This is a genomic window from Dactylosporangium sp. NPDC051541, assembly GCF_044454505.1.
Classification (GTDB): Bacteria; Actinomycetota; Actinomycetes; order Mycobacteriales; family Micromonosporaceae; genus Dactylosporangium.
The window spans coordinates 467488-480481 of the sequence record NZ_JBITDU010000008.1 but is presented as its reverse complement, the minus strand read 5'-3'; the positions used below and the strand labels follow the sequence as shown (position 1 = coordinate 480481).

The window sequence follows — 12994 nt, the reverse complement described above, 5'->3', positions numbered from 1 at the left end:
CAGACCGGAACACGTTCAGGCGACCGTGTTGCGCCAGGCCCGGCCGCTGCGTTCGATCAGGCGGTTGGCGTCGGTCGGGCCCCAGGAGGCGGCCTCGTAGGTGGGGATGGGGCTGGTGTCCTGAGCCCAGCGTTCGATGATGGGGTCGACGATGCGCCAGCACTGTTCGACCTCGTCGGCGCGGATGAACAGCGTGGTGTCGCCGATCAGGGCGTCCAGCAGGAGGCGCTCGTAGGCCTCCGGGGACTCCTCGCGGAACGTCTTGTCATAGGAGAAGTCCATGCTGGCCGAGCGGACCCGGAAGGAGTGGCCCGGGACCTTGGCGCCGAAGCGCAGGGCGATGCCCTCGTCGGGCTGGATGCGCAGGATCAGGGCGTCGGGCTGCAGCTCGGTCAGCTGGGAGTCGGGGATCGGCAGGTGCGGCGGGCGCTGGAACTGCAACGCCACCTCGGTCACCCGGCTGGGCAAGCGCTTTCCCGTGCGCACGTAAAACGGCACGCCCTTCCAGCGCCAGTTGTCGACGTCCAGGCGCAGGGCCGCGTAGGTCTCGGTGCGGGACAGGGGGTCGACGCCGGGCTCGTCGCGGTAGCCGGGCATCAGCTCCTCGCGGGTGCCGCCGCGGGTGTACTGGCCGCGGACCGCGATGTCGTCGATGTCGCGGCCGCGGGGCAGGCGGATCGCCTGGAGGAGCTTCACCTTCTCGTTGCGGACGGCCTCCGCCGCGAACGACGCCGGGGGCTCCATCAGCGCGAGGGCGAGGACCTGCAGCACGTGGTTCTGCACGATGTCGCGCATCGCGCCGGCGTGCTCGTAGAAGCTGCCGCGAGTGCCCACGCCAAGGGTTTCGGCCACGGTGATCTGCACGTGGTCGATCCAGGTGCGGTCCCAGATCGGCTGGAAGATGGAGTTGGCGAAGCGCAGCGCGAGCACATTCTGGACGGTGTCCTTGCCCAGGTAGTGGTCGATGCGGAAGACCTGCGACTCGTCGAAGCTGGCGTGGACCGTGGCGTCGAGCTGCTTGGCGCTGCGCTCGTCGTGGCCGTAGGGCTTCTCGATGACCAGGCGGGCGAACGAACCCTCCCGCGCGTGGTTCAGGCCCGCACCGGCGAGGCCGTTGATGACGAGCGGGAAGGCCTCGGCCGGCGTCGACAGGTAGAAGATCCGGTTGCCGCTGGTACCGCGCTGCTCGTCAAGCTCGTCCAGGAGCGCGGCGAGATTCTTGTAGGTCTCGGGGTCGTCGTAGCCGCCGGCGATGTAGCGCACGGCTCCGGCCAGCTGTGGCATGCCGCCGAGCCCGCGGTCGCCGAGGACGTTGCGGATGAACTGCTCGTCGTCCATCGAGGTGCGGGCCACGCCCACGACCGCGAAGCGCTCCGTGAGCCGGTTGTGCCGGGCCAGGCTCTCGATCGCGGGGATCAGCTTGCGGCGGGTCAGGTCGCCGGAGGCGCCGAAGATCACCACCGTGGCCGGCGGGGCGTGCCGGTTGTCGGATTCCTGCAGGACCGTCTCGCTGGACATGGGGAGTGCCTCTCCGTCTGACTGCCGCCGTGACACTACGAGTCAACACCCGGCAGCAACGATTCCGGAACGTGACCGGCGTCTCTGCGCGGCCTGGGTAAAGCGTAGTCAGTAGGTTGGGCGGCATGGGACGACCCGCACGGCACGACGCCGACAGCCTCCTGGACGCGGCCGTGCGCCTGGTCGCCGCCGGCGGACCGAAGGCGCTCACCATGGCCGCGGTCGCGCGGGCGGCGGGCGGGCCGAGCGGGTCGGTGTATCACCGGTTCGCCGGGCGGCCGTCACTCGCCGCGGCGCTGTGGCTGCGCACCGTCGAACGGTTTCAGGCCGGGTTCTTCGCGGCCCTGGCCGCCGGGCGGCCGGCGGGGGCGGCGCGGCACGTGGTGGCCTGGTGCCGGGAGCATCCAGGGGAGGCGAACGTGCTGCTGTACCGCGCCGACGACTTCGACCGCGAGCACTGGAGCGACGAGGAGCGGGCCGCGCTCGACGCGATGAACCGCCGGGCCGTGCACGCGCTGCGCGATCTCGGCGGGGACTTCGACAAGGTCGTCCTCGCCCTCGTCGACCTGCCGTCGGCGCTGGTCCGCCGGCATCTGCGGGCCGGTGGCGAGATCCCGGCCCGGGCCGAGGAGCTCGTGGAGGAGACGGCAGTGCTAATTTTAGAGACATGTCTCTAAAAGTGTGGGGTACCCGTCCGGAGGAGACCGCGCTCACCTTCGGCGGCGACGCGATCGTCCCGGGCCGCGAGGCCTACTACCGCGCCGTCGACGTGCGCGCGCCGGCCCCGGTGGCGTTCCGCCGGATGTGTCAGCTTCGTGTCGCGCCGTACAGCTATGACTGGATCGACAATCGGGGCCGCCGCAGTCCCCGTGCGCTCACGCCCGGCGTCGACGAACTGGCCACCGGCCAGTGCTGGATGACGATCTTCACCCTGGTCGCGTTCGAGCCGGGCCGGGAGCTCACATTCCGCATCACCGAGCGTGGCGGCCGGGCCCTGTTCGGCGACATCGTGGTCACCTACCGGCTGCTGGAGCTGGGGCCGCGGCACTGCCGGCTGGTCGCCAAGCTGCACATACCGCGCCCGCGCGGCCCGCTGGAGGCCGTCACCCGCCCGCTGCTGTGCGCCGGCGACCTGGTCATGATGCGCCGCCAGCTGCTGAACCTGGCGAGCCTGGCCCAAAGCGATGATCAACGAGAGGTTTGATCTTCACCCGTACGTGGTAACTTTGAGTAGTCGGGATCATGCAAGTAGTAGCGAGGTTGCAATGTCGATCACACCGGTAGGGCCAGTCACGCAGACCACAGTGACCACGGCGACCGCCACCAGCGCGACGACCGCCGAGGCCGCGGGCACGCCGACGTCCCGGGACATGCAGCGCAACCTGGAGCAGGACCGCCTCGCGCAGCAGCGCCTGGACGACGCGCGCCTGCAGCAGCAGCGCACCGACGCCGCCCGCGCCGCCGACCGCCAGGACCTGGTGCGCCAGCAGGACGCCCGCACGCGCGACATCCAGCAGCAGGACGAGGCGCAGTACCAGGTCAACCAGCAGCGTCTCGACGACCAGCGCGCCGCCGCCCAGCGGACCCAGGACGCGCAGCGCCTCGAGGACCAGCAGCGCATCGCCCAGCAGCAACTGCTCGAGGACCAGCTCCGGCAGCGGGCCGAGGACGCCCGGGCCAACTTCGACGCCATCCAGCAGCAGCGGCTCCAGACGACGTCGCTGTTCTCCGGCCGTTTGGACGTCTACTTGTAGGGGTCCGGCGCGGTATTTTCTTGCCCGGCCGGTCGGCCGCGCGTCACCTGAGCGTCGCGGACTGGCATCCTGACTGCGGGGTGCCCGCCATGACCGGCGTCTATGGTCCGCGCATGACCACGTCGACGGCCGTGAAGCCGCTCCTTGGCCGCAAGCGCCCCATACCGGCGCACATCGCGGTCTACGCGTTCGTCATCGTCCCGTTCCTGGCCCTGCTGGCCGCGATCCCGCTCGCCTGGGGCTGGGGGCTGGCCTGGCTCGACGTCATCCTGGCCGCGGCCTTCTACGTCGTCACGTGCCTCGGAGCGACGGTCGGCTTCCACCGGTACTTCACGCACGGCGCCTTCAAAGCCAATCGCGCTCTGCGCATCGCCCTGGCCGTCGTCGGTTCGATGTCCGTGCAGGGCCCGATCCTGCACTGGGTCGCCGACCACCGCCGCCACCACGCGTTCTCCGACAAGGAGGGCGACCCGCACTCGCCGTGGCTGTTCGGCACGTCCCCGCTGGCGCTGGCCCGCGGCTTCTGGCACGCCCACCTGGGCTGGGTCCTCGAACGCGACCTGACCAACCAGGACCGCTTCGCCCCCGACCTGCTGGCCGACCGCGACATGCGCATCGTCCACCGCCTGTTCGGCCCGCTGACGATCGTCACCCTGGCCCTGCCCGCCGTCCTCGGCGGCCTGATCTCCTGGTCCTGGCTCGGCGCCCTGACCGCCTTCTTCTGGGCCGGCCTGATCCGCGTCTTCGCCCTGCACCACGTGACCTGGTCGGTGAACTCGGTCTGCCACATGATCGGCGAACGCCCCTTCGCCGCCCGCGACCGCTCCGCCAACTTCTGGCCCCTGGCCATCCTGAGCATGGGCGAGTCCTGGCACAACCTCCACCACGCCGACCCGACCAGCGCCCGCCACGGCGTCCTGCGCGGCCAGATCGACATCTCGGCCCGTACGATCTGGCTCTTCGAGAAGCTCGGCTGGGCGTGGGACGTCCGCTGGCCCACCCCCGCCCGCCTGGCTCGCCTCACCGCCTGACTCCGTCGGAATCCGTCCGACTTGAGGACGCGGCCGTGCCCCGGGCCCGGCTAGCGTGCCGCCGTGTTCTGGAACCGCAAGTGGCCGCGCCTGGCAAGCGACCTGCGACAGCTGGGCCTGTGGGCGCACCTGCCACCGGCCGAGGCCGACAAGCACCAACGCGGCGTGGCCGGCGGCGAGTACCCGTTCGGCCTGGAACTGGAGTGCTGCTTCGCCGACGGCGAGAACCTGGCCGAGCAGGGGGTCGAGGAGTTCCTCACCGACCTGGCCCCGGCACTGCAACGCCACGGCGTCGCGCTCCAGGTCGAGACGGTCGCGCTGCCGGAGACCGACGGCGACGAGTACGCGGTGGCCATCAACGGCCGGCGCTGCCTCGTGTGGGGCCCGGACGACTGGACGTACGGCCGCCCGTGGTACACGTCGACCACGCGCCCCCTGGCGATCGTCAACGACCTGCTGGCCGAGGCGGGCGCCGCGGTCCGGGTCTTCACACTGCACACCGGTGGGAACGAGGGGATCGCCTTCATCCTGCGCCCCGAAATCATCGCCGCCATCCACCGTAGCGGCCTGCTGGCACCCCGGGACACACCCGAACTCCCCACGGACACCGCGCTGTAGCTCGCCGCGGCCGAGGGCGGCGCTGTCCGTGGACGGCGCCCGGGTGGTTCGTATTCTCGGTGCTGTGGACGAAGGACTGCGGTTCCGGGAAGCGGTGCGGGCTGATCTGGCGGCGATCGTTGCGCTGCTGGTCGATGACGAGCTGGGGCGGGGGCGGGAGCGGGGGGAGGTGGACGCCGCGTACGAGCGGGCCTTCGCTGACATCGAGGCTGATCCGCGGAACTTTGTCATCGTCGCGGAGGAGCAGGGGGTGGTGGTTGGGTGTTTGCAGGTTACGTACATCCCGGGGCTTGGGCGGCACGGGATGGAGCGGGCGCTTGTCGAGTCGGTTCGGGTCGCGCGGGAGCGGCGGGGCGGGGGAGTCGGAGCGGAGCTCATGCGGTGGACGATCGAGCGGGCTCGGGCGCGGGGGTGTGGGCTGGTGCAGCTCACCACCGACAAGTCGCGGGTGGAGGCGCAGCGGTTCTACCTGAGGCTTGGGTTCGTCGCTTCGCACGAGGGCATGAAGTTGGCGTTGTGATCAGCGCCATTGGGCCGCGGGCGGGGGCGCGGACCGTGCGGGGGTGTGGGTGGAGGCGAAGCCTTCCCCGCCGCGAGCTTCGCGAGCCATGAAGCAGGGCATGAAGTTGGCGTTGTGATCGGCTCCATTGGGCCGCGAGCGGGGGCGCGGACTGTGCGGGGGTGTGGGTGGAGGCGAAGCCTTCCCCACCGCGAGCTTCGCGAGCTGTTAAGCAGGGCATGAAGTTGGCGTTGTGGTCAGCGCCATTGGGCCGCGGGCGGGGGTGCGGACCGTGCGGGGGTGTGGGTGGAGGCGAAGCCTTCCCCGGGACTACCGTCGTGCGAATGACCAACACCTATGCGAGTTCGGCCGGGCTTGAGGGTAAAGCGGCGATCGTTACCGGGGCGGCTCAGGGGATCGGGCGGGGGATTGTCCAGGCGTTGACTGAGCGGGGGGCTTCCGTCCTGCTGGTGGACCACAACGCGGAGACGCTGGCGCGGACCGTGGAAGGGCTTGACGGGCGGCGGGTGGTTTCGCTGGTTTCGGACATCCGGGCGGTGGGGGAGGCGGAGCGGATCGTCGCGGCTGCGGTTGAGGCGTTCTCGCGGGTTGATGTGCTGGTCAACAATGCTATCGCCACTCGGGCGGCGGGGGCGTTCACCGAGCACAGCGACGAGGACTACGACCTGGTGTTCGAGACCGGGCCGCGGGCCACGTTCCGGCTCATGAAGGCCGCTTTCCCGCACCTTGTCGCGTCCGGGAGCGGGTCGGTCGTCAATCTCGGGTCCAGTGCCGGGACCGAGGGGCAGGCCGGGTGGGCCACCTACGCGGCCGCCAAGGAGGCCATCCGGGGGTTGTCCAAGGTAGCGGCCACCGAGTGGGGGGCGGCCAACGTGCGGGTCAACGTCGTCTGCCCGTTCGCGAACTCGGAAGGGGCGCAGCTCTGGGAGCAGTACGACCCGGAGAGCTTCGGGGCCGCGCTCGCCAAGGTGCCCATGCAGCGGATCGGTGACACGCGGACCGATGTCGGGGCGCTGGTGGCGTTCCTGGCGAGCGACGACGCCACCTACATCACCGGGCAGACCATCATGATCGACGGTGGGTGGGGCATGCACCGCATCTAAGCGGTCGCCCCGTAGAACGCGCTCGGGTCGTTGGCCAGCGAGGCCTTCACGTAGGTGCTCCACTGGTCGGCCAGGACCTCCCACCGGCCGGCCTCCAGACCGTCCAGGCCGGCCCGGACCACGTCCGCCGGGTCGGCCTTCTCGCCCTCGTAGCCGGCCATCATGTCCGTGTCGGCCGCGCCCAGGTGCAGGGCGGTGACCTGGGTTTCCTGCGCGGCCAGCTCCAGGCGGACGCCGTTGGTCAGGGCCCACTGCGCGGCCTTGGCCACGCTGTAGGCGTTGGCGCCGTCGTAGGAGAACCAGGACATCGCCGAGAGCACGTTGAGGATCGCGCCGCCCTGCAGCACCGGTGCGAACGCGCGGATCATCGACAGGGTGCCGAAGAAGTGGGTGTCGAGCTCGGCGTGGATGTCGGCCAGGTCGCCGGTGACCAGGTTGGTGGACGTCGAGATGCCGGCGTTGTTCACCAGCAGGGTGACGTCGGGCGCCGCGGCGGCCGCGGCCGCGACCTGCGAAGGGTCGGTGATGTCCAGCGGCACCGGCAGTACCCCCGGAATATCGATTTTTGTAATGTCACGGGCCGTGGCGTAGACCTTCTTCGCGCCCCGGTCGAGCAGTTGCTGGACGAAGTGGCGGCCGAGGCCGCGGTTCGCGCCCGTGACCAGGGCGACTGAGCCGTTGATCTGCATGCGGGCTACGCTAAAACCTGACGTTGACGTGAGGGGCAAGCATGCGGATCGGCGATGTGGCGCAGGCGACCGGGGTCTCGGTGCGGGCGCTGCGGTATTACGACGAGCAAGGGCTGCTCGCCCCGGTGCGCAGCCTCAGCGGGCAGCGGCAGTATGCGGACGGCGCGGTCGAACGAGTACACCTGATTCAGACGCTCTTCGCGGCCGGACTGTCCAGCCGGTCGATTCTCAGTCTGTTGCCGTGCGTGGACGCCAACGAGAACACGCCGGAGTCCCGGGCCGTCCTGCAGACCGAGCGGGGGCGGATCGACGAGCAGATCGCCCGGCTGCTGGAGGCGCGGGACCGGCTCGACGCGGTGATCGCGGAGACCGAGAGCCCCACGAACGGCTGCACAGTTTTCGCGGGGCCCGCCGCTGGGTAGGGATCTCTCAAGCGCACCGAGGAGGAGATCTGATGAGTGTTGCCGCGGACCCCGCGACCGTCGAGAAGTGCCTGCGTGTCGGGGCCGGGTTCTCCCAGGGGGACCGGAACTGGATCGCCGAGCAGTTCGCGACGCTCGACGCCCGCCTGGCCGCGTTCGGAGCCGACGCCACCGAGCTGGAGGTGTCGGTGAAGGACCGCGAGGCCCCGGGGCAGAAGGTGACCCTGGAGTGCTGGATCGCCGGCCACCCGAAGATCGTCACCACGTCGGGTGAGGAGGAGCTGCGCGCCGCCCTCAACGACGTACGCGACGACATGCGCCGCAAGCTCAACGACTCCAAGACCCGCCAGGAGCCGCGCAACAACCGGCACCTGCGCGAGCGGCCCGAGGCCGAGGACTACAGCGAACTGCAGTGACACGCTTCGCCGCCGGGGTCCACTGTGGTCAGTGGGCCCCGGCGGCGGTGTTTGCGGTCAGGCGGTGACGTCGAGGACCCAGGTGACGCCGAAGCGGTCGGTCAGCATGCCGAAGGCCGGGGCCCAGCCGGACGGGCCGTAGGCCTCGATCACCTCGGCCCCGTCGGCGAGCCGCTTCCAGATCGCGCCGAGCTCCTCGACCGAGTCGCCGCGCACCGACACGAAGAACGGCTGGCCGGTCAGCGTCAGGCCGTGTTCGCGCCAGGTCTTCGGCGGCGGAGCCGTGGCGGACGCGGCCTGGCTGGGCACGTCGTACGCCATGACGCGGAAGCCGTCCGGGGCCGCCACCTGGCCCCAGACGACCTTGCCGGCGTCGGGCAGCTCCTTGGGCATCCCGAAGTCGCCGTAGGTGATGGCGGTGAGCTCGCCGCCGAAGACGGAGCCGTAGAACTCCAGGGCCTCCCGGGCGTTGCCGCGGAAGTTCAGGTGCGTCGTGGTCGTGATCGTCATGGGCCAGGGCTCGCACCAGTAGGTGCCAGGTTGTGTCACCATAAGCGCGTGCCAACCACTTCCTCGCGGCTGCTCGCGCTCCTGTCGCTGCTGCAGACCCGGCGGGACTGGTCCGGCGCGGTGCTCGCCGAGCGGCTGGAGATAAGCCTTCGCACGGTACGGCGAGACGTCGACCGCCTCCGCGAGCTGGGCTACCCGATCGCGGCGGCCAAGGGGCCCGACGGCGGGTATCGGCTCGAAGCCGGCACCGAACTGCCGCCGTTGCTGTTCGACGACGAGCAGGCGGTGGCGCTGACCGTGGCGCTGCAGATCGCGGCCACGACCGCCGGCAGCGCACTGGCCGAGCCGGCCGAACGGGCGCTGCACACGCTCCGCCAGGTCATGCCGGCCCGGCTGCGGCACCGGGTCGACGCGCTCCAAGTGACCGCGGTCGGCCACCCCGTCACGACGCCCGTGGACGGCGACCTGCTGCTCGCCGTCAGCGCGGCCGCGAAGGCGCGGGAGGTGCTGCGGTTCCATTACGGCGGCGACACCGACGGGCCGCCGCGCCGGGCCGAGCCGCACCACGTCGTCACCCGGGACGGCCGCTGGTACGTGGTGGCCTGGGACCTCGACCGCCGCGACTGGCGCACGTTCCGGGTCGACCGGATGGCCCTGCGCACCCCGAACGGTCCCCGGTTCAGCCCGCGTGAGCTGCCCGGCGGCGACGTGTCCGCCTACGTCATCGGGGTGTTCCGCGGCGCCACCGACGCGTCCGGGGAGTGGCCCTGCCGCGGCACCGCCGTCCTCGCCGAGTCCGCGGCCACGATCGCCACCTACACCCGGGAGGGCGTCATCGAGGACCTCGGCGACGGGCGGTGCCGGCTCACCCTCGGCTCGTGGTCCTGGCCGAGTTTGGCCGCCGCGTTCGCCCGCTACGACGCCGACATCGAAGCGGTGGAGCCGGCCGAGCTGGGCGCGGCGTTCGCGCGGCTGGCCGCCCGGTTCTACAAACTCAGCGGCTGAGCGGTCGACTCGCGGACGACCAGGTGGGTGGCCAGCTGGACGTGCATCGAGTCCGGCGCGCCGCCGTGAGCCAGAGTGTGCAGGGTGCGCACGGCGACCCGGCCCATGTCGGCGATCGGCTGGTGGACCGTGGTCAGCGGCGGCGAGGACAGCTTGGCCGGCTCGATGTCGTCGAAGCCCACGACCGACAGGTCCTGCGGCACGCGGCGGCCGAGCCGGCGGGCGGCCTCGAACACGCCCAGCGCGGCACCGTCGCACGCGGCGAAGATCGCCGTCGGCGGGTCGGGGCGGGACAGCAGCTCGAGCGCCATCCGGCAGCCCGCCTCGGCCGTGAAACCGCCGTGCACCACCAGGGCCGGGTCGGCGTCGATGCCGGCCAGTTCCAGCGCATTGCGGTACCCGTGCAGCCGCTCTCGAGAAGCCGCGATGTCGACCGGCAGGCCCGCGAAGCCGATGCGGCGGTGCCCGAGCGCGACGAGGTGCTCGGTGGCCTGCGTCCCGCCGGCGAAGTTGGTGGCCGCCACGCTGGCCAGGCCGGTGCCGAACGCGCCGGTCAGGTCCACCGACACCAGGGACAGGCCGAGCTCGCCGACGGTGCGGACCTGGTCGGCGGTGAGCGCCAGGGACACGACGAGCACGCCCATCCGGCGCCGGGCCGCGGCCCGCTGCAGCCAGCTGTCGCTCAGCGGGTTGCCGGGCTGGCCGGCGCGGTCCAGGACGTCGACGCAGATCTCGATGCCGAGCTCGCGGGCGCCGGTCAGGATGCCGTTGAGCACCTGCAGTGAGTACATGCTCACCATCGAGTCGAAGACAACCTCGACGACGGCCTCGGTCGTCGACTCTCGGGGGCCGGTGGACGGGACGTAGCCGAGGGCGGTGATCGTCTCCTCGACCTTGGCCCGCGTGCGGGGGTCGACGTTGGGCCGCTTGTTCAGCACCTTCGATGCCGTCGCCTTGGAGACACCGGCCGCCTGGGCCACGTCCTCGAGGGTCACGCGCAGCGGCTGGTCGCGCACAGCACCCTCCAACCGAACCCGACTGAAACAGTTTCAGCGCGTTGACAGCACCCTAGGTTACCCATAACGTCCCTATCAACAAGAAACTCCACGAAAAAGTTTCCGAGGAAACCGAGGACGACGGACCGTGACGACTGTGACCGAGCGACTCCCGTATCAGGACGCCACGCTTTCCGTCGCGGAGCGCGTCGAGGATCTCGTCGGCCGCATGACGCTCGCCGAGAAGGTCGGTCAGATGCTGCAGCTCGACGCGCGGCTCGACCTCGCCGAGGCGGTCCTGACGAAGACCACCGGTTCGCTGCTGCACGCCTCCCCGGCCCGGATCCGCGAGGCGATGGCCATGGTGGAGACGACCCGGCTGCGCATCCCGCTGCTGATGGCCGACGACTGCATCCACGGCCACGCGTTCTGGCCCGGCGCCACGGTGTTCCCGACCCAGCTCGGCATGGCCTGCACGTGGGACCCCGACCTCGTGGAGCGGGCGGCCCGGGTGGCCGCGACCGAGATCTCCACCACCGGCATCCACTGGACGTTCTCCCCGGTGCTGTGCATCGCCCGGGACCTGCGCTGGGGCCGGGTCGACGAGACGTTCGGGGAGGACCCGCACCTCATCGGGGAGCTCGGCGCGGCCACGATCCGCGGCTACCAGGGCGGCGGCCTCGCCGACACGACCGCGGTCCTCGCCACCGCCAAGCACTTCGCCGGCTACTCCGAGACCCAGGGCGGCCGCGACGCCAGCGAGGCCGACATCACCCCGCGCAAGCTGCGCTCCTGGTTCCTGCCGCCGTTCCAGCGCGCGGTCGAGGCCGGCTGCGCCGTGTTCATGCTCGGCTACCAGTCGATCGACGGCGTGCCCGTCACCGCCAACCGCTGGCTCCTCGACGGCGTGCTCAAGCAGGAGTGGGGCTTCCCGGGCACGCTGGTCACCGACTGGGACAACGTCGGGCGGATGGTGTGGGAGCAGAAGGTCGCCGCCGACTACGTCGAGGCGGCCACGATCGCCGTCGAGTCGGGCAACGACCTGATCATGACCACCCCCGGATTCTTCGAGGCGGCCCAGAGCGCGGTCGAGCAGGGGCGCCTCGCCGAGGCGAAGATCGATGCCGCGGTACGGCGAATCCTCCGGCTCAAATTCGAGCTGGGCCTGTTCGAGAACCCCCGCGCCGCCGACGCCGAGCGCCAGGCTTTGGTGATCGGCAGCGATCCGCACAAAGCGCTGAACCTGGAAGCGGCCCGCCGCTCCCTGGTCCTGCTGCGCAACGACGGCACGCTGCCCCTGGCGAGCTCGGTGCGGAAGATCGCCCTCGTCGGGCCCAACGCCGACGACCCGCACAACCAGCTCGGCGACTGGGCCGGCGCCTCCGGCCAGGTCGACTGGATGCCGGACGGCCACCCCCGCGAGACGGTGATCACCGTGCTCGACGGCCTCAAGGCCGCGCTCCCGGACGGCTGGGAGGTCGCCTACGCGCAGGGCGCCGAGATCGGCAGCCTGCAGCCCGACCCCGAGGGCCCGTACTTCCCGGACGGTCAGCCCCGCCCGCCGCTGTTCCAGGCCGCCGCGATCGATGCTTCGAAACTGCGCGAAGCGGTCGCCCTGGCCGAGGCCAGCGACGTGGTCGTGGCCGTGCTCGGCGACAACGTGGCCCTGACCGGCGAGGGCAAGTCGACCGCCACCCTGGACCTGCAGGGCGGCCAGTCCGCGCTGCTCGACGCGCTGGTCGCCACCGGCAAGCCGGTCGTCGTCGTGCTGATCCAGGGCAAACCGTCGACGCTGCCCGCCGCCGCCGACCGGGCCGCCGCCGTCATCGCCGCGTTCAACCCCGGCATGCAGGGCGGCCGCGCCGTCGCCGAGCTGCTCCTCGGCACGATCGAGCCGAGCGGCCGCCTGCCGATCTCGTTCGCCCGCCACGCCGGCCAGCTGCCGGTGTACTACAACCAGATCCGCGGCCAGCACGGCAACCGCTACGCCGACCTGACCCAGGAGCCGCTGTTCGCGTTCGGCGAGGGCCTGTCCTACTCGACCGTCGAATACACAAACCTCCAGATACCCGCTCCGGTGGTACAGGCTGACGGCACCATCCGCGCGAACGTCACCATCGCCAACACCGGGGCCCGCCCCTCCATCGAGACCGTCCAGGTCTATGTCAGCGACCTCGTCACCAGCGTCACCTGGGCCGAGCGCGAGCTGAAGACGTTCACCCAGGTCACGGTGGCTCCGGGGGCGTCGGTCACAGTCGAGCTGGAGCTCCCGGCGGCGGCCTGCACCCTGGTGACCGCGGCCGCCGAGCGGGTCGTCGAGCCCGGCCACTTCGAGCTCCTGGTCGGGCGCAGCTCCAAGCCCGCCGACCTGCTCCGCGCGCCGTTCGAAATCCTGGGGTAGCCCTTTCTCATC

The 12994-nt window shown here is 71.1% G+C and carries 15 protein-coding genes; 11 read left to right on the top strand and 4 right to left on the bottom strand.

Annotated features, from left to right (window positions below; all coding sequences use genetic code 11):
* Nucleotides 1-15: 15 nt before the first annotated feature.
* On the bottom strand, nt 16-1518 hold the full coding sequence (zwf, locus tag ACIA8L_RS34040) for a glucose-6-phosphate dehydrogenase (RefSeq protein WP_395910878.1): 1503 nt from the start codon (nt 1516-1518) through the stop codon (nt 16-18).
* A gap of 125 nt (nt 1519-1643) precedes the next feature.
* Between zwf and ACIA8L_RS34035 the strand changes: the two genes are divergently transcribed.
* The 7 genes from ACIA8L_RS34035 (at nt 1644) to ACIA8L_RS34005 (ending at nt 6544) form a co-directional block, all read left to right on the top strand.
* The gene (locus tag ACIA8L_RS34035) at nt 1644-2195 is read left to right on the top strand and encodes a helix-turn-helix domain-containing protein (protein ID WP_395910876.1); all 552 of its coding nucleotides are present in this window, start codon (nt 1644-1646) and stop codon (nt 2193-2195) included.
* Complete coding sequence (locus ACIA8L_RS34030) at nt 2186-2722, top strand: hypothetical protein (RefSeq protein WP_395910875.1); 537 nt, start codon at nt 2186-2188, stop codon at nt 2720-2722. The genes ACIA8L_RS34035 and ACIA8L_RS34030 overlap by 10 nt, the downstream gene beginning before the upstream one ends.
* Nucleotides 2723-2822: 100 nt before the next feature.
* Nucleotides 2823-3272: a hypothetical protein gene (locus tag ACIA8L_RS34025; RefSeq protein WP_395910873.1), complete on the top strand. Its 450-nt coding sequence runs from the start codon at nt 2823-2825 to the stop codon at nt 3270-3272.
* A gap of 113 nt (nt 3273-3385) precedes the next feature.
* A complete protein-coding gene (locus tag ACIA8L_RS34020) occupies nt 3386-4303 on the top strand; it encodes an acyl-CoA desaturase (protein WP_395910871.1) in 918 nt (305 codons plus the stop codon).
* Nucleotides 4304-4366: 63 nt separating this feature from the next.
* Nucleotides 4367-4921 (top strand): hypothetical protein, encoded by a 555-nt coding sequence (locus ACIA8L_RS34015; protein WP_395910870.1) that lies wholly within the window; start codon nt 4367-4369, stop codon nt 4919-4921.
* Nucleotides 4922-4997: 76 nt separating this feature from the next.
* Complete coding sequence (locus ACIA8L_RS34010; protein WP_395910949.1) at nt 4998-5441, top strand: GNAT family N-acetyltransferase; 444 nt, start codon at nt 4998-5000, stop codon at nt 5439-5441.
* 218 nt (nt 5442-5659) lie between these two features.
* On the top strand, nt 5660-6544 hold the full coding sequence (locus tag ACIA8L_RS34005; RefSeq protein ID WP_395910869.1) for an SDR family NAD(P)-dependent oxidoreductase: 885 nt from the start codon (nt 5660-5662) through the stop codon (nt 6542-6544).
* Here ACIA8L_RS34005 and ACIA8L_RS34000 read toward each other — a convergent pair.
* Nucleotides 6541-7233 (bottom strand): SDR family oxidoreductase, encoded by a 693-nt coding sequence (locus ACIA8L_RS34000; RefSeq protein WP_395910867.1) that lies wholly within the window; start codon nt 7231-7233, stop codon nt 6541-6543. The genes ACIA8L_RS34005 and ACIA8L_RS34000 overlap by 4 nt on opposite strands.
* 41 nt (nt 7234-7274) lie before the next feature.
* On the opposite strand from ACIA8L_RS34000, the gene ACIA8L_RS33995 reads away from it, so the two are divergent.
* Nucleotides 7275-7655: a MerR family transcriptional regulator gene (locus ACIA8L_RS33995; protein ID WP_395910866.1), complete on the top strand. Its 381-nt coding sequence runs from the start codon at nt 7275-7277 to the stop codon at nt 7653-7655.
* Nucleotides 7656-7687: 32 nt separating this feature from the next.
* Nucleotides 7688-8071 (top strand): HPF/RaiA family ribosome-associated protein, encoded by a 384-nt coding sequence (locus tag ACIA8L_RS33990; protein WP_395910865.1) that lies wholly within the window; start codon nt 7688-7690, stop codon nt 8069-8071.
* Nucleotides 8072-8128: 57 nt separating this feature from the next.
* Here the strand turns inward: ACIA8L_RS33990 and ACIA8L_RS33985 are convergent, their stop codons facing one another.
* Nucleotides 8129-8581, bottom strand: a complete 453-nt coding sequence (locus ACIA8L_RS33985; protein ID WP_395910863.1) for a VOC family protein — start codon at nt 8579-8581, stop codon at nt 8129-8131.
* Between the two features lie 48 nt (nt 8582-8629).
* On the opposite strand from ACIA8L_RS33985, the gene ACIA8L_RS33980 reads away from it, so the two are divergent.
* A complete protein-coding gene (locus tag ACIA8L_RS33980) occupies nt 8630-9586 on the top strand; it encodes a helix-turn-helix transcriptional regulator (protein ID WP_395910862.1) in 957 nt (318 codons plus the stop codon).
* Here the strand turns inward: ACIA8L_RS33980 and ACIA8L_RS33975 are convergent.
* Complete coding sequence (locus tag ACIA8L_RS33975) at nt 9568-10602, bottom strand: LacI family DNA-binding transcriptional regulator (RefSeq protein ID WP_395910860.1); 1035 nt, start codon at nt 10600-10602, stop codon at nt 9568-9570. The two genes, ACIA8L_RS33980 and ACIA8L_RS33975, sit on opposite strands and share 19 nt — an antisense overlap.
* 136 nt (nt 10603-10738) lie before the next feature.
* Here ACIA8L_RS33975 and ACIA8L_RS33970 point away from each other — a divergent pair, with 136 nt between their 5' ends.
* Nucleotides 10739-12982 (top strand): glycoside hydrolase family 3 N-terminal domain-containing protein, encoded by a 2244-nt coding sequence (locus ACIA8L_RS33970; RefSeq protein WP_395910858.1) that lies wholly within the window; start codon nt 10739-10741, stop codon nt 12980-12982.
* The last annotated feature ends 12 nt before the right edge of the window (nt 12983-12994 follow it).